Consider the following 19,507-nt stretch of genomic DNA (forward strand, 5'->3'; position numbering starts at 1 on the left):
TTTCTGATATTGACTTAATGATTGAGGAACATAATGGTAATGATTCTTGTGGAATTATTATAGATAGAGAACAAAAAGGTACCGATAGACTCTCAAAAAGTATAGATAGAGTTCAAAAAAGTAGCCATAGAGCTGCAAAAAGTAGCCATAGGAGAGGAAAGTATAGATAGAGGTCAAAAAAGTGCCGATAGACTCTCAAAAAGTATAGATAGAGTTCAAAAAAGTATCCATAGAGCTGCAAAAAGTAGCCATAGGAGAGAAAAGTATAGATAGAGGTCCAAAAAGTACCGATAGACTCTCAAAAAGTATAGATAGAGTTCAAAAAAGTATCCATAGAGCTGCAAAAAGTAGCCATAGGAGAGGAAAGTATAGATAGAGGTCAAAAAAGTACCAATAGAGTTCAAAAAAGTATAGATAGCGGCCAGAAAAGTACCCATAGACATGCAAAAATAATTCTTAAAGCTAACTCGTAGATTAAAAAGGAATTTTCAAAAGGAGTTGTAACTATATGAAAAAGTTTTTCCTCTTGTTTTTCTTAACAATTGTAATTTTGCTTGCTTTCATACTTGGAGTTTCTACTTATTTTGAATATCGTTTTAGTAATGTAGCTTTCATCACTAGTATTATCGCTTGTTTTATTACATATGGTGGTGGTGCTACTAATTTTGGAGAAGCAAATGTTGCGATAAATACGAATGGTGCTTATGTTCCATCCAATACCGAGAAAGTAATGAGCTCGCTAAATCCTTTTTTTATTGCATCTTGCATAACTCTTATCGCTTGTCTGGCAAGTTATCCTTTTTTTATTTAATTCAGGATAAATTGGGGACGGGGTTTATTTCACATGATAAGGCTCTACAGGCCGAAAATGTGAAGTAAACCCCGTCCCCATTTCGCATACTAGAATATTTAATCGGCACGGGAGATGCGACTATTTGGGTTAATATGGTGTTGATTTTGAGTCAATGGTTTAATGCGAAGGAAATTTACCCGACTAATAGGGATAACAGCCATGACGGGTAGCCTTGGGTTTCTAGTATAGACCGTCCCATTTTCAAACTTAATTGACTTCGGGATGGAGGAAGGCATTTTTTTAATAGCGACCTTGGTGGAACATGTTTGGATTGGAGTTGGATTCAAGAAGAGTTATCTAGTGAAGCGAAGGTATTTGCTTATGATCGAGCAGGATATGGATGGAGTGAATCTACGGAACAAACAAGAACAAGTGGCGAAATGGTAGAGGAATTACGAGAGTTACTGACGAAAGCCGAAATTCCCCCACCATATATTTTAGTAGGACACTCTTTTGGAGCAATAAACATGCGACTTTATCAGGCAAAATACCCTAATGAAGTTATTGGTTTAGTCCTGGTAGATCCTACTCCAGAAGAAATACATACTCTACCATTAGAATATAAAGCAAAGCTAGATAAGGAAAAAGGAATGATTCGACTCGCGAATTACTTAGCTCCATTTGGTATTTTAAGATTACTAAAAATGCCTATGGGATACGTCAATCTACCCGAGAGTAAGATAAAGTCAGCCAAAGAAGTTGGTTATAGAAAAAGTGCATACAAAACAGCCTATAATGAGTTAATACATATTAATGAAAGTATCAAGCAGCTTTCTCAAACTCAACAAGAAGTTATAACTGTTCCAGTGTATGTCATTACTAGAGGAACCTTCCATAAAGGTAATCTATCAGTTGAAACTATTAAATGTGTCCAAGAAATTTGGTCAAATCTACATACGAAAATAGCCAACAAATCTACAAAGGGAAAACAAATCATCATAGAAGATTCCGGGCATTTTATTCATTGCGAAAAGCCTAAGTTAGTAAAAGAAGTAATTCTAGACATGATAGAAGAAACAAAAAGATCAACTTAGAGAAGAGTATCATGTATAGTTCGGAGGAAAGAACTACTTATTTTCATTCGGAATAGAAAAAGAAAATATAGCACGAGTTTTATATTCTAATTAAATAGAACAAACGTTCCTTTTGTGTTACAATATTCTCGTAATAGTTATTCAGGGAAACTCAAGGGTGGTCGGCATTACCCCAAGTAAGAAAGGGGGTGATGCGAGTGATATCGACATTTCAAACACTTGTGCTAATGATTTCATTTGCAAGTTTGATTGTGTCTATCATCTCTTATTTAGACAGAAAATAACCCACTCTTGAGCTTTGCCGGCAACAGAGTGGGTTCCACACAAAAGTTGCCGCCCCCTTGAAGGGACCTGCGACTATTGCTTGACCGACTAGTGTTGAAGCACTGGTTGGTCTTTTTTATTATATGAAATTATATCTATATTATAACTGATATTCAAAGAGTTGAAAACAAAGAAGTAATTCAGACCACTAAACTCAACTGCTCTACCTGCTAAAAAAGTACTGTGGAGCAAACACCACATAAAGGAGAGGAAGGCAATGAAATTAACAAGAAGAGATATTAATAGACCATGAAAGGAAAGAATATAGATGAGGTATATTATGGAGTATTAAATGAATGTTACTTTTAGTGTCCGGAGTTACACCACACAGGAAAAAATGTGGAGAGTGAGTGAAATGAAAGTTATACATGATCAAAGTACTTGGCCAGTTTGGGCTAAAGAAAAAATACATATAGTCGATCCGGATCCAATGTGGGAAGAAAAAGGTAGACAAGAAAAAGCACTACTCCTCAAACATCTCTCACGATTCGGAGTTACAGAAGTGGAGCATTATGGTAGCACGGCTATTCCTAATCTACCAGCAAAGCCAGTAATAGATCTTATGGCTAAAATAGATTCATTTCAACTAATAAACGAAATTTCTTTGCTTCTAGCTCAACATAACTGGAATTATGTACCTCCTGAACTGGACGGTCGTTCATGGCAACGATTTTTTGTGAAAGTTTTAAACGACAAACGAGTAGCTCATTTACATATAATACTTGAATACGAAAAACGTTGGGATGTACAATTATTATTCCGCGACCTATTACGAAACAATAAGCAATTTACTGATCAATACGCTAGTTTGAAAAGAGAATTAGCTAAGAAATACTGCAATGATCGTGAAGCATACACGAAAGAGAAAACGGAATTTATCCAATGTGTGCTAACTCAACCCAATAATGGGAACAATGATTAAAATTGAAAAGGAACTTGAAGACTAGATATAGTGTTAAAGATAGTAGATTATTAAAAGAATTAATATGAAATTGGGGACGGGGTTTACTTCACATGATAAGGCTATACAGGCCACAAACAAATGTGAAATAAACCCCGTCCCGATTTGGCACCAAGAATTTTAATTTAGATTAGAACCCCATTTCAGAATATTCCTTTTGTTAACTGGCATCCTAAATAGGAATAAATTAGAAGGTGGGATTTTCATGTATTTTTACAGAGAAGACTTGATTAATATGATTGTGCCAGATAAACCAGATCCTCATGCGGCCAAAGTACTTCAGGAAGCCCTTGGTGGTCAATTTGGTGAAATGAGAACACTGATGCAGTTCTCGTTCCAAAGCGCCAATTTCAGAGGGAAAGAGAAACAATATCGGGACCTTATTCGAGGGGTGTTTTTAGAAGAACTCAGTCATGTTGAACTCGTTCAGTCGACGATTAACCAGCTTTTAAATGATACCGGTGGAGATATGCCAGGTAATCAAGCTTCTGATGGTGCTCCTTTAGATGATGTAATCCAAGCGGGTGCAAACCCACATCATTATATTATTGGAGCTAAAGCTTCGCTACCTGTTGATGCGGGCGGCAACCCATGGAATGGATCATGGGTATATGATCATGGAAATCTTGTTGCAAACTTACTAAATAACGTCGTACTTGAATCCACTGGTGTTCTTCAAAAATCAAGGATTTACGAAATGAGCGATAATAAAACATTAAGAGAAACGATCGCGTTCTTAATTGTTCGAGATAATGCCCACCAAAATGCTTTTGCAAAAGCTCTAGAAACATTAGGTGTAGACTGGGGCAAACTTTTTCCGGTCCCAAATTATGATATAAACAAATATCCAGAATGTCGCAAATATGTGGAAATGGGCTTCCATAATGCCCAATTCAATTTCCGATTAGATGAGACGAGAATGGGCGAAATATTCCAAGGTACAACTCCGAGCAGAAATGGTGGGAATTTATCAGTCATTGCACCACCAAATGGATATCCTGTACCAGAAATGCCTGATATGCCTAACGAACATGCTCCAGGCCTTTATGATTTAAATAATTAAATAGTGCTAATTTTGGGACGGGGTTTCCTTCACATGGTAAGGCTCAATTGGCCAGAAATGTGAAAGAAACCCCGTCCCCATTTCTCACTTCCCAGTTCTCACTTGTAATCGCTAACATAATTTGCTAAAGTTTAAGTATAATAGAATATTTTTCAACACTAGGGGTGCTTTTTAAGCTGAGAGAGACTATTGTCTTAACCCTTGAACCTGCTCTAGGTAATGCTAGCGAAGGGAAGTGGAGTAACAGGGATAGTACTGTCTTTTTAAAACCCAAACCACTTCTTTATGCAGAAGTGGTTTTTTTAATTGATTCAAAAGTAAGATTATGTTAAAGGCTATTGTCGTTTTTTAATAGTATCTAGCTGTGATTGAAGCGCATGTCGGAGACTCCTGCGGGAGAAGCGGGGAGGGGGAGACCCCGCAGGCGAAGCCGAGGAGGCTCCCGGCCCGCCCGCGGAAAGCGGAGATATGCGCGGAAATCAACAGCGGTGCTTAACAGAGCCAAAAGAAAAAGGAGGTAATACATTGAAGCATAATGTAGATGAACTTATCCAACTTGTAGAGGAGCGACAGGACGAATTAGTGGACTTGCTTTGTAAACTCATTCAGTACGAAACTCCGGCACCACCAGCAAGAAATACATCGGAAGCTCAGCGTTTTATTGCTGGATTTTTACAAGAAAAAGGTTTTGCCATTGATACATGGGACGTGTACCCAGGTGACCCGAATGTAGTCGGAGTGTTAAAAGGAACAAATTCAGACCAATATAAAAGCCTCATTATTAACGGTCATGTAGACGTTGCGGAGGTAGATGAGTCAGAAGAGTGGGAAACAGATCCGTTTACTCCTATCGTAAGAGATGGAGTGGTAATAGGCAGAGGTGCAGCCGATATGAAAGGCGGACTTGCAGGAGCTTTATTCGCGATTCAGCTTTTGCATGAAGCGGGGATTGAATTACCAGGAGATCTGACGTTTCAGTCTGTTATCGGAGAAGAAGTAGGAGAAGCGGGAACTTTACAATGTTGCAAAAGAGGTTACACGGCAGACTTTGCGCTTGTCGTCGATACTAGTAATCTACAAGTGCAAGGTCAAGGTGGAGTCATTACTGGTTGGGTAACTGTGAAAAGTAAGCAAACACATCATGACGCGACAAGAAAAAATATGATTCATGCAGGTGGAAAGTTATTTGGTGCAAGCGCCATTGAGAAAATGATGAAAGTTATGCAAGGGTTGCAAGAGTTAGAAAGACATTGGTCTGTTATGAAAAGCTACCCAGGATATGAGCCGGGAACAAATACAATCAATCCAGCCGTGATTGAAGGTGGTAGGCATGCCGCATTCATAGCCGATGAATGCCGTTTATGGCTAACGGTTCACTTTTACCCAAATGAAACATATGAGCAAGTAGCAAAAGAGATAGAAGAACACATACATCATGTTGCTAAGGCAGACCCGTGGTTAAGAGAAAATCCGCCAAAGTTTGAATGGGGAGGCTCTTCTATGATAGAAGATCGTGGTGAGATTTTTCCTTCTTTAGAAGTAGATCCTGAACATAAGGCGGTTCAATTATTGTTAGGTTGTCATGAAACAACGTTAAAAGAACAGCTTGTTTTAAGTGTTTCTCCAACGGTCACGGATGGAGGTTGGTTTGGCGATGCCGGCATTCCAGCAGCGATTTATGGTCCTGGCGAATTAAAACATGCTCACTCCATTAATGAACAAGTTTCCATTCAACAATTAGTTGATTATACGAAGGTTCTTTTGCAGTTTATCTATGAATGGAGTCATACAAAAAAATAGTTTAGGAGATGAAGAAAATGAAATTTACAGATCATTTACAACAGAAATTAGAAAATATTTGGAAGAAAAATCACACACATCCGTTTGTTGTGGAAATGGGCAATGGAACGCTTGATGCGGAGAAGTTTCGTTTTTATATGATTCAAGATTACCTTTATTTAATTGATTACGCGAAGTTGTTTGGTATCGGAGCAATTAAAGCAACGGATTTACAAACGATGGAGAAATTTGCGGCATTAATGCATTCCACTCTACATGAAGAAATGGCTCTACACCGAAGCTATGCGGCTCGTTTTGGCATTTCTTTAGAAGAGTTGGAAAATGCGGAAGCTTCGCCTATTACGTTAGCTTATACGCATTATATGTTACATAAAGGCCAAAGCGGAACATTAGCCGAACTAGTGGCTGCATTATTGCCTTGTATGTGGAGTTATTGGGAGATTGGAAAAGAACTAAGCGAGATTCCTGGAGCTGCCGCGCATGAACTATACGGAGAATGGATTAGCATGTATAGCTCAGAAGAATTCGGAACATTAGCGAAATGGTGTATCGAGTTAATGGATCAATTAGCTGAAGGAAGAACAGAAACAGAACTCTTAGAATTAGAAGAAATTTTCTTAAACACAACACGTTTTGAATACATGTTCTGGGATATGGCGTATAACAATCAAATGTGGCCAGAGTGATGTGAAGTAGGGACGGGGATCTTTTCACACAAAATGGAGTACTTGACCTCAGAATGTGAAATAAACCCCGTCCCCATTTCTCCTAAGCTTCTCTTTTAAAATGCATATACCATGAAATACTCTTCGAAAATAGCAAGATATAAACGGCTACTCCGTACACAGTTATGGAGATCGCTTCCCATACAATCATTCCAGTTGTTCCATGGTTAGACCAAATGAATAGGATTCCGACTAAAATTCCACCGAGTAAAAAGATGACATTGATGACTTTCGCCCAGAGGTATCCTTTATGTATGAGAGATAAAATAAGCGCGTATATGCCTAAAAAGATTGCATCAATAATCGCAACGCCTAGCGTATGGTCGTTTAAAGCTGCATAGACAAAAATTGAAATAAATCCATGAAACACTAGTAAGCCAATAACAGCTGATAATACCTTTTTCCCTTGTTCTTCTATATTCTCCATCTGATTTGCTCCTTCTATATTTTTCCTAATTACATATATTCTATATTTAAGGAAGAAATTCCTTGTCAGTCATGTATACGTTCATATAAACCTTAGGAATACTTTGTATATAGTTTATTGTAGAATAATGCTATAATCATGGAATGCGTTTTGTGTCGGGAAGGAGTCAGTGAATTATGAAATTCTTAAAATCACAAATGAAACAATTAGTAAAAGATAATGAAGAACTACAAAAGAACTTAAAAGAGTTAATAAGTGAACACCAACTAGAAAAAAACTTTGCCTTAAAGGCTTTGTACCATTCCAAAGTAGCTGAAGGCGGAAAATACCAACAGGCATACCAAGCGTTAGATGATCCAAGTAGAAAATAAATCTATACACAGACTACAAAAAGACAAGCCAAATCTTTGAGGCTTGTCTTTTTGTATGTTGTGAAATTGGGGACGGGGTTTTTATCACTTTTTCTCATGTTTAAGATATCACACCGTTAAACAATCAATAATTAAATATACGTCGTTTCCGCAATTTCTCCAGTGAAAAAATCTAATAAGAATATTTTAACTCGTCCTTCGTTATATATGGTAAAGGATACCAATGACACTAAAGGGGATGACAGAACTGAAAGCTAGAAAAATCTTTATCGGCAACTACAAAGGCGGTGTAGGTAAAACAACAAGTGTATACTACCTAGCTCACTATTTAGCAAAACACTACAAAATCTTATTAATTGACCTAGACCCACAGTGTTCGTTAAGTGAAGTGTGTTTGAAAAGTACAGAGAAAGACTTAATCGATTTAGAGGATGACGAATCGTTAAACTATGTATTTGATATGTACCTTCAAGCGAAGAGATTACATCACACGAGGTTTTCCTTGAATACAGAGACGTTGATTAAAAACTGCATGAAAAATCATCCGAACATCGATTTTATTCCATCGAACCTGTTCTATAGTAATGGTGGTTTAGACGAAATAGCGATGGAAATGACAACGGAAAAAAACGGACTAGAAAATCTCTTTATCCTCCATAACTTTATTCAAGACCACCAATTAGAAGCAAAATATGATCTTATTATGTTTGACTGTCCTCCAACTAACAATCTCATTACCCAAAGCGGCTTTTTATTATCAGACTATTATTTAATTCCAACAATTATGGATAAGGTGAGTGCAAAAGGTGTAGCTCACTACATAAAGATTGTAAATAAAATCTATGATAAATATTGTTCCAACAAGGAATATTCTCATTTTGTAAAACTAATTTTCGGGGAGAAGCCGAAACTATTAGGAATTTTTGAAACGATGCGAAAAGGTACATCTCTACCTCAAGGACTAGGGGAGTTGAAACATTTAAAAATGTATAAAACGGTCATTAAAGATTTAAACAACATATCAGACGCGATGTCCAATGGGGGTATCAGCGAAGAACAGTATAAGTATAAAGAGTTAGCAATGGAAATCTTAAGAGAACTAGATCCTAGTTTAATAGAGGTGAGAGTATGAAGAAAGAAGATGCCATAAAAACTTTAACAAAGTGTAAGAGAATTTTAGAAACAGTAGATAAAATGTTACTTGCACGTGATATTCATATATTAGAAGAAGTTATTGTCGCGATTAAAGATGGAGTAGGCCAAGAAACCAAGATAGCTAATAAAACAAATAAAAAGGAACCTTTGAACGGAAAAGCATTTTTACAAGATTTATTAAATTATTTGCCACCTGCAGAACTATTGAGAAAATACAACTTGAATCTTCCTACCGCATTCTTAAGTGAAAGTAAGAATGTACTTATTTCTTGGAAAGAACTTAATAAAAACGAAAAAAGCAAGTTCAAAGTGAATGAATTACGAGCCATTTACGTACTCATCAATGACAGTGCAGCCTACAAAAAATCATGGACGAAAAAAGCATTAGTAGAAGAGATTGATAGTTCTGTAGCTTCCTTGCTACGGAGTGAGAGATTGACAAAGGTATTGTGAGTAGAGGTGATGGAGTGTAGGGTTGCGGTATTTATCCGACACTCCACTAATTTTTGTCGTAAACCCTGAGGGTAATTACAAAAATCCTATTTCTCTTTCGTTTTAAATAGAAAGCAAATGGAGACAATAGAACTAATGTTATTTTACGAGGAGATAGAACATGACTTTTTCAAATTCATATCGGATAGAGAAGGATACGTTAGGAGAAGTTAAAGTCCCAATTGACTCTTATTATGGTGCGCAAACACAGCGTGCGGTGGATAATTATCAAATAAGTGGAAGAAAACACTATCGCGATCGTTTATCAAAGCACTTGGAATTATTAAAGCTTCAGCGGCTAAAACGAATATGGAAAATGGCCTCCTTCAAGCGTCTTATGCAAATGCCATTATAAAAGTTTCAGAAGAAGTAGCTGAAGGAAAGTTAGATCACCATTTCGTAATAGACGTTTTCCAAGCAGGAGCGGGTACTTCACAAAACATGAATACTAATGAGGTAATCGCTAACAGAGCAACAGAGATTTTAGGAGAAGAACTTGAAGGTCTACGAATTCACCCAAATGACCATGTGAACATGTCACAATCAACAAATGATACTTTTCATGCTGCTATACATATTGCAGGAGCTGAAGGGGTAATGAATCAGCTGCTTCCGGCTATTGAAAGTTTACAAACAGTGCTTAAGAAAAAGTCCATTGAACTAATGCCAGTTGTGAAATCTGGTCGAACTCATCTACACGATGCTATTCCAATACGGCTAGGACAAGAGTTTTCAGGATATGCGGAAACTATTCAGGAAATGTATAAACAATTGGAAAAGACTTTGGACAGTTTGTATGAACTTGGTTTAGGTGGAACGGCAATTGGCACCCGTAATAATATTCATCCTAAGTATAGTGAGATAGTCATAAAAGAGGTAAGGAAGTATACAAACTTACCCTTTCGTGCTCCAACTGAAATGTTTTCATTTATGCAAAACACGAATGCGCCAATTCGAGTGATGCTTGTGCTAAAAGAACTTGCTATTCATTTAATAAAAATAACGAGTGATTTACGTTTACTCTCCTCGGGACCGAGGACTGGTCTGGCAGAAATTGCGTTACCATCTGTCCAACCAGGTTCTACTATCATGCCTGGAAAAGTAAACCCTGCCATTTTAGAAATGACCCATATGGTTTGTTGTCAAATAATCGGTTATGAAACAGCTATAGCAACAGCTGGTCTGGCAGGACAATTAGAAATAAATGTTATGATGCCATTCATCGCCTATACGTTTTTAGACGCGATTGAAATAATGTCCAACGCCATCTCCACATTAGTTTCAAAATGTATTTCTGGAATTGATGCAGAAAAAGAAAATTGCGAGAAGTGGATGAATGCTAGCTTAGCGCTAGTAACGGGGATAAGTTCTATCGTAGGTTATGACAAAGCATCGCAAATCGGAATGGAAGCAGATGAGCGTAAAGTAACCATAAAGCAAGTATTAGAAGAAAAAGGACTGCTTACACCAGAAATGGAAAAGGCGTTGGATCCGAAAAGTATGCTTTAATTGAGATGCTCTTCATATAATTTATGAACAGTACTTTGAATAAGCAAAAAGGTGAGAGTGCCTTTCATAAGTATTATGAACCGTACTTTGAATAAGAAAAAAGGTGAGAGTGCCTTTCATAAGTATTATGCACCGTACTTTGAATAAGAAAAAAGGTGAGAGTGCGTTTCATAAGCATTATGAACCGTACTTTGAATAAGCAAAAAGGTGAGAGTGCCTTTCATAAGTATTATGCACCGTACTTTGAATAAGAAAAAAGGTGAGAGTGCGTTTCATAAGCATTATGAACCGTACTTTGAATAAGCAAAAAGGTGAGAGTGCCTTTCATAAGTATTATGCACCGTACTTTGAATAAGAAAAAAGGTGAGAGTGCGTTTCATAAGCATTATGAACCGTACTTTGAATAAGAAAAAAGGTGAAAGTGCCTTTCATAAGCACTATGAACCGTACTTTGAATAAGAAAAAAGGTGAAAGTGCCTTTCATAAGTATTATGAACCGTACTTTGAATAAGAAAGAAGGTAAGAGTGCCATTCATAAGCATTATGAACCGTACTTTGAATAAGAAAAAAGGTGAGAGTGCCTTTCATAAGCACTATGAACCGTACTTTGAGTAAGAAAAAAGGTGAGAGTGCCTTTCATAAGTATTATGAACCGTACTTTGAGTAAGAAAAAAGGTGAAAGTGCCTTTCATAAGCACTATGAACCGAACTTTAATTAAGAAAAATGGAGAAAGTACCTTTCATAAACTCGAATTGACTATATGCTATGTGAGAAGAAGGCGTATATACACAAGTTGTGGTCTGAATGAGGGAAGACAAGAGGAGAAACAGTCCGTTAAAATAAAAGAACAGCAACCAAAAAAGTCTAGTAGCTGTTCCTTTTGAGTTTTAATATCGTAGAAATGTCTGTTGTCGATTGTGGTGTAATCTAAACAAACTATTGAATCGAAGTTACTGAGCCCGCTAAGCACTAAGCTTCTCCTTTAATAATTATATACCATGAAAATACTCTTCGGAAATATCAAAATAGAAAGGCTATTCCACCAATGGCTTCCCAATCGGTTAGTCCAGGTGTTGCAACTGTTAGACCTGAAGACTAGGATTTTTGTTTAAAATCCCACCGAGTAGTAAGATGATATGGAGGCCTTTTAAAAAGTAAATGTCTAAGTCAGACTTTGCTATATTAGAATATATTAGATCACCAAGTATTTCCTTGAATTTTATAATGGATAAGAAAAGGAAGTAACATGGCTGTTGCAAATCCTCCTATCCAGAAACTTAATTCCACAACTGAACAAATGCTCAAATTTTAAGGAAGTGAAATATTTTTTCTCCCCCCGTATCATTTTTCTATGTTTGAAACGTTAATATAATGAGTGGTGTTTAAAGGAGTGAACAAAACGATGAAAGAAAAACAACGAGCAGTTGCATCCAACGATATAGTCGAGGAACAATTACTAAAAAAATATGAAAAACTTAGACGGTATTGCTTGTTTTTAACTAAAAATGAATGGGATGGTAATGACCTTGCTCAAGAAACGTTTGTGAAAATCTTAAATAAGTACCGTAATAGTTCCATTATTAGTACTCGGCTTTTGCAAAAAACAGCTTATCATCAATGGGTGGACACGACGAGAAAACGAAAAAGAGAGGACCTTTTAGAAGAAGTGGAACAGTCAGCGTATGTGGATAAAATGGAGAGCTCGTTTATCATTACGGAGCTATTATTAAAAAATCTTACACCAAAGCAAGCTATCACTTTTCTTTTAAAAGAGGCTTTTCATTACAAATCTCATGAAATTGCGAAGATATTACAAATGTCAGAGGGATCTGTTAAATCCATCGTTCACCGATACAAAAATCGAATCGAAAAAGGAAATTTGGAAGAGGAGTCCTCTATCATCGATTCTTTTTGGGAGGAAGAGGAAACAGAATGGTTATCGAGATTAATAAATACGAGTATCCGTAACCAAGATCCTACTGTTTTAATCCAAGCAATTCCGACTATTCAAACATTACAATCAAACGCTCCTGCTCTAAATTATTCGCATCGTTCAACTCGTATACACACTTCTCACTATGGATTAAGGATGGCAGCATAGTAAGAAGGAGGGAATTAATCATGAGTATGATCCCGTATGTGATTGAACAATCGAGCCGAGGAGAAAGATCCTACGACATCTATTCTCGTCTTTTAAAAGACCGTATTGTTATGATTGGTGATGAAATAAACGACCAAATAGCCAACAGCGTAGTTGCGCAGCTTTTGTTTTTAGCTGCGGATGATCCAGATAAAGATATTTCCATTTATATTAATAGTCCAGGTGGGTCTACAACTGCAGGTTTTGCTATTCTCGATACGATGAATTATATCAAGCCAGATGTTAGAACTATTTGTATTGGAATGGCGGCATCATTTGGTGCACTTTTGTTAATGTCCGGTACAAAAGGAAAAAGACTCGCTCTCCCAAATAGTGAAATCATGATCCACCAGCCTTTAGGTGGGGCAAGAGGGCAAGCAACCGATATTGAAATATCGGCGCGTAGAATTTTAAAATTGAAAGAAGACACCAATAAATTAATAGCACAATTAACTGGTCAACCAGTCGAAAAAGTCGAACGAGATACAGATCGTGATAATTTCATGACTGCAGAAGAGGCAAAAGCTTATGGCATTGTTGATGAAATTATTAAGAATAGGTAAGAACCTGAACGTTAAAATACTATAAAGGGGGAAGGAGTTTCGACTCATCAAAAAATGATTGGTAGTTCCTCCTACCCCGAAATCCTGTCTGTAATAGGTGGGGAATGAAGTATTATTATTTTGAGCACGAACTTCGAACTAGCAGCAAATACTAGGTCGAAGTTCAAGTCTCTTAAACCTACATTTTTAAAATTTCTCAGGAAACTGCTTAACAACACTAGCGGAGATAGCGTCTGCCATTAAGATTATATGTGTTAGTCCATCATCAATTGCATCAATTCTAGCATCCCACTCTTTTGATAAGCTTGCTGATAAATCATTTGCAACCAATTCTAAATGCATATATAGTAATTCTTTTAAACCTTCCATTTTTAAATTCGGGTTGATACCATTTAGGAACACCGCTATATCATCAGCATTTCTATACCATTCTTTATTTAGTTGATTTACCATATCTTCATTTTGGCTTTTCGCTGCATCAACAATTTTGCCAGCAATAACAATATGTTCCTCTAGCAGTGCCCTTAATTTATTTCCGAATTTTTCCCCGTAAACTGGCTTTATTGCATTTCCTATATCTACTTGATTTTTCATCAGCCTTGCTAGGACTTGTTTTTGATCCTCCGCGCCAGAGGTAGTTGCACTTGTAATATAGTTACTAGTCCACAATACATGGTCAATCCAGAGTCTTCTGAATTCATTTTCGATTTTCACCTGTGATTGGCTAATGCATTGTTCCTCTATTTGAGCATGAGCACCAATCGGTCCAACCAGCACGTTTAGCTGAAAACACAAAATCATTCCAATTAATAATAATCTTTTCACCAAAACTACTCCTTCCAATTTTAAAAATTCCTTCTTATTATGTTTAATAGTGTTTTATCATTCATGGTTATGAAATTATAGGTTCGAATTAAGACGCCCAAAAAAGTGTTGATTTTAATAGCTGAACAATATATTTAGATAGAGAAAATAAAGAGGATTAACTCTATCCTACGTTGAAATAATCTACTAAAAATTAGATTAGTCTATTAGGAGTGGTTGAAGAAATTGAAGGCTGTCATTTAATATGAAAATGCAAATTAATGTGAATTGGGGACGGGGGTACTGTCGCATTTTAAATGAATAGAAGAACATGATTAGAAAGTCTAATAAGAAGAAAAAGGTACAGGTTAATCCCTAAAGAGGCTAACCTGTACCTATTTTTATGCTAACCCAATTGTGTCAAAATGATTAATTAGCTTTTGTAAACTATGTGTTAGTTCTTCTCCAGTCATAGGTAAACCGTGTCCAGTAACCGCTACTTGAGGATTTAATGCGGCTAGCTTTTCTATTGAGCTTTTTGCATGAACCCAATCAAAGGTGAAGTACTTTGGAGGGCCGCTAATTTCTTGTTTTTGAACAAGCACTTTCCAAAGTGATTCTTGCCTTACCGTCACAAAAGCATCCCCGGCAATTAGTAATCCATCACTTTCTCTAAAAAATGATACATGCCCTGGTGTATGACCAGGTGTGTGAACCCAATTCCAACCTAACAAATTTGGAACACTGTAATCATCCGGTAATGGTTGCACATACCCTGAAAGATCTACACCGTGATTAGGGAACATCGGTGCAATCTTCGGGACTATTCCTCCATGCGCATCTGTGTTTGCTTCTGGGTAGTTACGCTTTCCTGTTAAATAAGGCATTTCCTCTAGATGGGCATAAACAGGAACTTGCCACTCTTCTAATAATTCAGCTAAAGAGCCAACATGGTCAAAATGGCCATGTGTTAACAAAATACAAGCTGGTTTAGTGCCTTTACCATATCTCTCTTCTAGTTTTTCCTTAATATGTTCTTTTGAATGTGGCATACCAGCATCAACAAGCACGAACTGATTATCCGGAAGGTCTATGTACACAATGTTCACTATTTTATCTGTAAAGCAATGAACGTCTGGAACAACTGTAATCTCCAGTTCGTTGTTTAATGACGTTAATGGCAAGTGTGATTCTGCAAAAGTATTAATATCTTGGTGAAGCTCGTGTTGATTCATGATGTAACAAACCCCTTTCTAACGATGAAAAGATTTCTTCCATAACGTTCTCTAAAAATACAAATATCATACATAAAAAAGAAGACAGGTGTTACGTACCATCTATTAAATGGTGTGTCGTAACTCCTGTCCTAAAACTTTCTATTATTTCGCAAGCCTCGGCTTCACCGCAATATTAATCGAAATAAATCTTGATGTAAAATATGTGAAAAAGTAACTTCCCAAAATAACAATTACACTTCCAAGTCCTTGTAACCAAGTCATCTGCTCTCCAAGTAGGAAAAATGCTAGAATAACCGTGAAGATGGGGTTGAAGTTTAAGAACAGCCCAGAAGTAGTAGCTCCAACTTTAGAAACGCCAATATTCCAAAGAACCATACATACAACGGTTGAGATAAGTCCTGTATAAGCAATAGCCCACACAAAAGAAGCATTAACATTTGTAATATGTAAACTCGTCACATTGAAAGGTAAAAGTATCAACAACCCGAAAATACCTGAATAAAGTATCGCCATCATTGGTGATGTTGTGTGTGAAGCCCATTTACTACAAACAGAGTAAATACCCCAAATACAGACCGCAGCCAGCATCCATAAATCTCCTACATTGAACTGAAAAGAAAGTAGATGTTGGATGTTTCCTTTTGATAAAACGAGGAGTACACCGAATAAGGAAATAATCATAGATAAAATTTGCAGACCATTTAATTTTTCTTTTAAAAAGAAAAAAGAAAACACAGAGATAGTAATAATGTTTAATGTGGAAATTAATCCAATATTCATAGCAGTGGAACTTTCTAAAGCGAGAAATTGAAAGACATTAAAAAGGGCTGCTCCAGTAATACCCATTAGAAATAAAGGTAAAATTGCTTTTCGTGATGGTAGGATTTTCTTTTCTCTCCACCAAACTATTGGGAATAGACAAAGTACCGCAATTGCCCAGCGTAGTATCGTTAACGTCATAGGGGAAGCATGATCGACTAAAAACTTACCCACGATGAAATTGCCAGCCCATAGGAAACTTGTTAAAAGTAGTAATCCGTAATATTTGTATGCCATAAAATAACTTCCACTCCGCTCAGTAATACTTGAATACTTGATGAAATAATTTTAACATTTTTCGTATATTTACAGATTAATTTATTTTATAATAGTAAAAAAACAAAATAATGTTATGTGAATAATCAATATTAATTAAAAATATTTTGTATTAGAGAAACAGGTGTTATGTTTTTAGAATAATTGAAAGGTGTGATTGAAAGTGGAGTCCATTGTAAGTAAAGTTTTAGACGAAATAGACATACAACTATTAAAAATTTTACAAACGGAAGCACATCTAAGTAATTCAGAAATTGCAAAACGAGTTAAGTTGTCACCGCCTGCTACGCATGTCCGAATTAAAAGGTTAGAAAATGAAGGATACATACAGCAACGTGTTTCCATTTTAAACCAAGAAAAGCTCGGATTTGATTTGTTGTCTATTATTTTTATTAGCACGAACATCCATCAAGCGGAGCAACTCGAAGTTTTGGAGCAAGCTTTAGGGGCAATGCCTGAAGTATTAGAGTGCCACTTGTTAACAGGAGAGCATGATTACATGCTAAAGGTGATTAACAAAGATAGAAGAGAATTGGAGAATTTTATCCGGAAGTTGAATAAACTAGGGATAACACGAATACAAACGAGTCTTTCCTTAAGAGAAATAAAGTTTTCGACAGTATTACCTATTTAGGACGAATTAGTCCAACAGAAGTGCAGGTCCTTTTAACATAATAATTGAGGTAAAGGAGAAGAAGTTTCAGAAAAACCGATGAAACATACGTTCTTATTTGTGATATAATAATTTTGCAATAGTTATTCAGGTAAACTCAAGGGTGGTCGGCATTACCCCAAGAACGAAAGGGGGTGGTGCTTGTGATGACGACATTTCAGACGTTAGTGCTTATGATTTCATTTGCCGGTTTGATTGTATCTATCGTCTCGTATTTAGACAGAAAATAACCCACCCTTGAGCTTGACGGCAGAGTGGGTTATCTTATATTTAGACAAGCCGCCCCCTTGAAGGGACCTGCGACTATTGCTTGACCGAAACGGTGTTCGAGCACCGATTCGGTCTTTTTTAATATATGTCATTATACGCATATTATAACCCATTTTAATAGAGTTGAAAACTAAAGAATATAGATAAGCCATTAGGGACTTTAACATAGCTATACTATCTCACTTCCTTGCCAACCCTCGCTCAAATGCAGCAAGATGATTTCGAGAAGCATTACCAACTTGTGTAAACACAGTTCGTACGTCTACTGGTAATTCAAACGTTAAAAATTTCTCATACATCGCAATGTTTTCAATCTCGCCATCTACACCAGCGCGATATGCGGCTTTCAGATTTTCAGGAGTGGTGACAAAAGAAGCTGAAATGTCCTCGGGCAACGGAACACCATATCTTTCAAACAATGGTAATAACGCTTGAATGTGTCTTAACTCACTTTGCTTTATTTGAACAAAAGTACGAATATTTCCAAAGGTAGCTATAATGTTGTCATATCTAGCTTGTGCCAAATATTCATCTTGCAAAGCAAAGGTCAACATCTGTGCTAAATCTAGAGATTCCGCCCCAAGTGCACCTATTGCACCGAAATTCTTGTTTTGACGGTCTGACCTTATTAATTCTATATTTTTTGAAAAAAAAACAAAAACCATACCGCGTGATTTTGCTCATCAGCCGCCGCTCGCCGAAATGCCTTTTTAATCAATATATCCTTCGCTTTATCCGCAATATCTAAGTAAAAATCAACGGTTTCTTGTTCGTCAATAAAAGAAGCTTCTAACGCTTCTGTATATGTTTCAGCGCACTCTTCACCTATTTCTGGTTGTGGTTGTCTACCAGTTAAGTTTAAATAAAGTCTACTAAACTCCTCCAAGTGGCGAATTTCATCTTTTCGAATTTCTAATATTCGATCTCTTTCTTTTTCTGTTGGCGCCATCTCAGCTAATTTTTCATAACATTGAACTGCGCTATACTCTCCATTAATTGCTTTTTGGATATCAGAAACTAATATCGAATCATTTGTTGTACGCCAGTATTGTTGTGCGTATTGATAATATGGATTTGTATACATATAATACCTCCCATGTTCTTTCCAATTTGTTTATCATATGTCAGAAAGAGAAGTGAAGGTGCAAGGCCAATTTAATAATATAAGGTATTATTTGTTCCTAGAAACATTATCCATTAAATTTGAAACTTTTCTTAAACTCTATCGTAAATTCTGTAAGAGAAAGGAGTTGCTAGTATGAAAGAAGTAAAAATCCTGAAAAATTTAAAAAATAATTCATAACAATATTTAGCTGCTGTAAGAGTGAAATAAGAAAATAATGACAAAAAACACACGTCTTAGTATTTCTTTCTTTTGTTAAAAATGAAAGGAGCATTCATATGATTATTAGACCGGCTAAATTAACTGATGCCAGTGGAATAGCTAAAGTTCATGTAGATAGTTGGAGAACTACATACAATAACATCATCCCAAATGAATACTTAAATAATCTATCCTATCAAACACGTGAAGAATTATGGATTAATAATATTCCACATTCCATCGTTTTTGTGGCCGAAAACAATAACGATGAAATTGTCGGGTTTTCTACAGGTTGTAAAGAAAGAAGTGGTAAATATTCAGGGTATATGGGAGAACTTAGCGCCATTTATATTTTGGAGGAGTTTCAAGGCCGGGGATTAGGCAAAGCACTTGTAACACCAGTAATAAAAGAATTAGAAAAGTTAGGAATACATTCCCTGCTCGTACTTGTGTTAGAAGATAATAAGTCCAAATTGTTTTATGAGTCACTAGGTGGCAAGTTACTAGATAAAATCGAGGTCGAAATCGCTGGAAAGAAGCTTAATGAACTAGTTTATGGCTGGGAAGATTTAAATATTTTAAGATACAAGAAACAGTGAGGAGTCATTTCTAAAATTATGATTGTAGGTGTGAATAAAGAGTATGAACATAAAACCATCAACATAACAAATAGCTTACTGTATTA

Annotated in this window: 22 protein-coding genes, 1 pseudogene and 1 riboswitch; of the genes and pseudogenes, 17 read left to right on the forward strand and 6 right to left on the reverse strand. The window is 36.4% G+C overall.

Annotated elements, in window-relative coordinates; translation table 11 throughout:
- Nucleotides 1-508 precede the first annotated feature (508 nt).
- The 8 genes and pseudogenes from CDZ89_RS09645 (at nt 509) to tenA (ending at nt 6,721) form a co-directional block, all read left to right on the forward strand.
- A complete protein-coding gene (locus tag CDZ89_RS09645; RefSeq protein WP_096154209.1) occupies nt 509-811 on the forward strand; it encodes a hypothetical protein in 303 nt (100 codons plus the stop codon).
- Nucleotides 812-909: 98 nt separating this feature from the next.
- A pseudogene (locus CDZ89_RS20170) lies at nt 910-1,039 on the forward strand (MFS transporter); the annotation flags it as partial.
- A gap of 80 nt (nt 1,040-1,119) precedes the next feature.
- A complete protein-coding gene (locus CDZ89_RS09655) occupies nt 1,120-1,887 on the forward strand; it encodes an alpha/beta hydrolase (RefSeq protein ID WP_100333622.1) in 768 nt (255 codons plus the stop codon).
- A gap of 191 nt (nt 1,888-2,078) precedes the next feature.
- Entirely contained in the window at nt 2,079-2,171 is a 93-nt protein-coding gene (locus CDZ89_RS20510; protein WP_227521485.1) for a putative holin-like toxin, read from the forward strand.
- A gap of 395 nt (nt 2,172-2,566) precedes the next feature.
- Nucleotides 2,567-3,133 carry a GrpB family protein gene (locus CDZ89_RS09660; RefSeq protein WP_100334293.1) on the forward strand — a complete coding sequence of 189 codons (567 nt, stop codon included), beginning with the start codon at nt 2,567-2,569 and terminating at the stop codon, nt 3,131-3,133.
- A gap of 244 nt (nt 3,134-3,377) precedes the next feature.
- Nucleotides 3,378-4,235 (forward strand): manganese catalase family protein, encoded by an 858-nt coding sequence (locus CDZ89_RS09665; protein WP_096154214.1) that lies wholly within the window; start codon nt 3,378-3,380, stop codon nt 4,233-4,235.
- Between the two features lie 150 nt (nt 4,236-4,385).
- A riboswitch (TPP riboswitch) is annotated at nt 4,386-4,486 on the forward strand.
- A gap of 217 nt (nt 4,487-4,703) precedes the next feature.
- Nucleotides 4,704-6,035, forward strand: a complete 1,332-nt coding sequence (locus CDZ89_RS09670; RefSeq protein WP_100333623.1) for an acetylornithine deacetylase — start codon at nt 4,704-4,706, stop codon at nt 6,033-6,035.
- Between the two features lie 17 nt (nt 6,036-6,052).
- Nucleotides 6,053-6,721, forward strand: coding sequence for a thiaminase II (tenA, locus tag CDZ89_RS09675; protein ID WP_096154222.1), 669 nt, complete (start codon nt 6,053-6,055; stop codon nt 6,719-6,721).
- Between the two features lie 82 nt (nt 6,722-6,803).
- Here tenA and CDZ89_RS09680 read toward each other — a convergent pair whose 3' ends face one another.
- Complete coding sequence (locus tag CDZ89_RS09680) at nt 6,804-7,187, reverse strand: DUF5336 domain-containing protein (RefSeq protein WP_096154224.1); 384 nt, start codon at nt 7,185-7,187, stop codon at nt 6,804-6,806.
- 176 nt (nt 7,188-7,363) lie between these two features.
- Between CDZ89_RS09680 and CDZ89_RS09685 the strand changes: the two genes are divergently transcribed.
- The 6 genes from CDZ89_RS09685 to clpP all read left to right on the forward strand — a co-directional run bounded on the left by CDZ89_RS09685 (nt 7,364) and on the right by clpP (nt 13,418).
- A complete protein-coding gene (locus tag CDZ89_RS09685; RefSeq protein ID WP_096154226.1) occupies nt 7,364-7,558 on the forward strand; it encodes a hypothetical protein in 195 nt (64 codons plus the stop codon).
- Nucleotides 7,559-7,796: 238 nt separating this feature from the next.
- Nucleotides 7,797-8,690, forward strand: a complete 894-nt coding sequence (locus tag CDZ89_RS09690; RefSeq protein WP_176483718.1) for a ParA family protein — start codon at nt 7,797-7,799, stop codon at nt 8,688-8,690.
- Nucleotides 8,687-9,166 (forward strand): hypothetical protein, encoded by a 480-nt coding sequence (locus CDZ89_RS09695; RefSeq protein ID WP_096154229.1) that lies wholly within the window; start codon nt 8,687-8,689, stop codon nt 9,164-9,166. Before CDZ89_RS09690 ends, CDZ89_RS09695 begins: the two co-directional genes overlap by 4 nt.
- A gap of 321 nt (nt 9,167-9,487) precedes the next feature.
- Nucleotides 9,488-10,714, forward strand: coding sequence for a lyase family protein (locus CDZ89_RS09700; protein ID WP_319830052.1), 1,227 nt, complete (start codon nt 9,488-9,490; stop codon nt 10,712-10,714).
- A 1,403-nt stretch (nt 10,715-12,117) separates the two neighbouring features.
- Complete coding sequence (locus tag CDZ89_RS09705) at nt 12,118-12,816, forward strand: sigma factor-like helix-turn-helix DNA-binding protein (RefSeq protein WP_100333624.1); 699 nt, start codon at nt 12,118-12,120, stop codon at nt 12,814-12,816.
- Between the two features lie 20 nt (nt 12,817-12,836).
- Nucleotides 12,837-13,418, forward strand: coding sequence for an ATP-dependent Clp endopeptidase proteolytic subunit ClpP (gene clpP / locus CDZ89_RS09710; RefSeq protein ID WP_100333625.1), 582 nt, complete (start codon nt 12,837-12,839; stop codon nt 13,416-13,418).
- A gap of 186 nt (nt 13,419-13,604) precedes the next feature.
- Here clpP and CDZ89_RS09715 read toward each other — a convergent pair whose 3' ends face one another.
- From CDZ89_RS09715 to CDZ89_RS09725, 3 genes are all read right to left on the reverse strand, one after another.
- Nucleotides 13,605-14,243 carry a glycosyltransferase gene (locus tag CDZ89_RS09715; RefSeq protein WP_100333626.1) on the reverse strand — a complete coding sequence of 213 codons (639 nt, stop codon included), beginning with the start codon at nt 14,241-14,243 and terminating at the stop codon, nt 13,605-13,607.
- A 380-nt stretch (nt 14,244-14,623) separates the two neighbouring features.
- Nucleotides 14,624-15,457: an MBL fold metallo-hydrolase gene (locus CDZ89_RS09720; RefSeq protein WP_096154239.1), complete on the reverse strand. Its 834-nt coding sequence runs from the start codon at nt 15,455-15,457 to the stop codon at nt 14,624-14,626.
- Between the two features lie 144 nt (nt 15,458-15,601).
- Entirely contained in the window at nt 15,602-16,516 is a 915-nt protein-coding gene (locus CDZ89_RS09725) for a DMT family transporter (RefSeq protein ID WP_096154240.1), read from the reverse strand.
- A 202-nt stretch (nt 16,517-16,718) separates the two neighbouring features.
- Here CDZ89_RS09725 and CDZ89_RS09730 point away from each other — a divergent pair, with 202 nt between their 5' ends.
- Both CDZ89_RS09730 and CDZ89_RS20180 read left to right on the forward strand, forming a co-directional pair.
- Nucleotides 16,719-17,189 carry an Lrp/AsnC family transcriptional regulator gene (locus CDZ89_RS09730; RefSeq protein WP_096154242.1) on the forward strand — a complete coding sequence of 157 codons (471 nt, stop codon included), beginning with the start codon at nt 16,719-16,721 and terminating at the stop codon, nt 17,187-17,189.
- Nucleotides 17,190-17,374: 185 nt separating this feature from the next.
- Entirely contained in the window at nt 17,375-17,458 is an 84-nt protein-coding gene (locus CDZ89_RS20180; RefSeq protein ID WP_227521586.1) for a putative holin-like toxin, read from the forward strand.
- 219 nt (nt 17,459-17,677) lie between these two features.
- Here the strand turns inward: CDZ89_RS20180 and CDZ89_RS19645 are convergent, their stop codons facing one another.
- Nucleotides 17,678-18,163: a ferritin-like domain-containing protein gene (locus tag CDZ89_RS19645; protein WP_157842711.1), complete on the reverse strand. Its 486-nt coding sequence runs from the start codon at nt 18,161-18,163 to the stop codon at nt 17,678-17,680.
- Entirely contained in the window at nt 18,133-18,582 is a 450-nt protein-coding gene (locus CDZ89_RS19650) for a ferritin-like domain-containing protein (RefSeq protein ID WP_141395201.1), read from the reverse strand. The genes CDZ89_RS19645 and CDZ89_RS19650 overlap by 31 nt, the downstream gene beginning before the upstream one ends.
- Before the next feature lie 317 nt (nt 18,583-18,899).
- Here CDZ89_RS19650 and CDZ89_RS09740 point away from each other — a divergent pair, with 317 nt between their 5' ends.
- Nucleotides 18,900-19,421, forward strand: coding sequence for a GNAT family N-acetyltransferase (locus tag CDZ89_RS09740; protein ID WP_096154246.1), 522 nt, complete (start codon nt 18,900-18,902; stop codon nt 19,419-19,421).
- Nucleotides 19,422-19,507: the final 86 nt, after the last annotated feature.

It is taken from the genome of Bacillus alkalisoli (assembly GCF_002797415.1).
Taxonomy (GTDB): domain Bacteria; phylum Bacillota; class Bacilli; order Bacillales; family Bacillaceae_I; genus Bacillus_CD; species Bacillus_CD alkalisoli.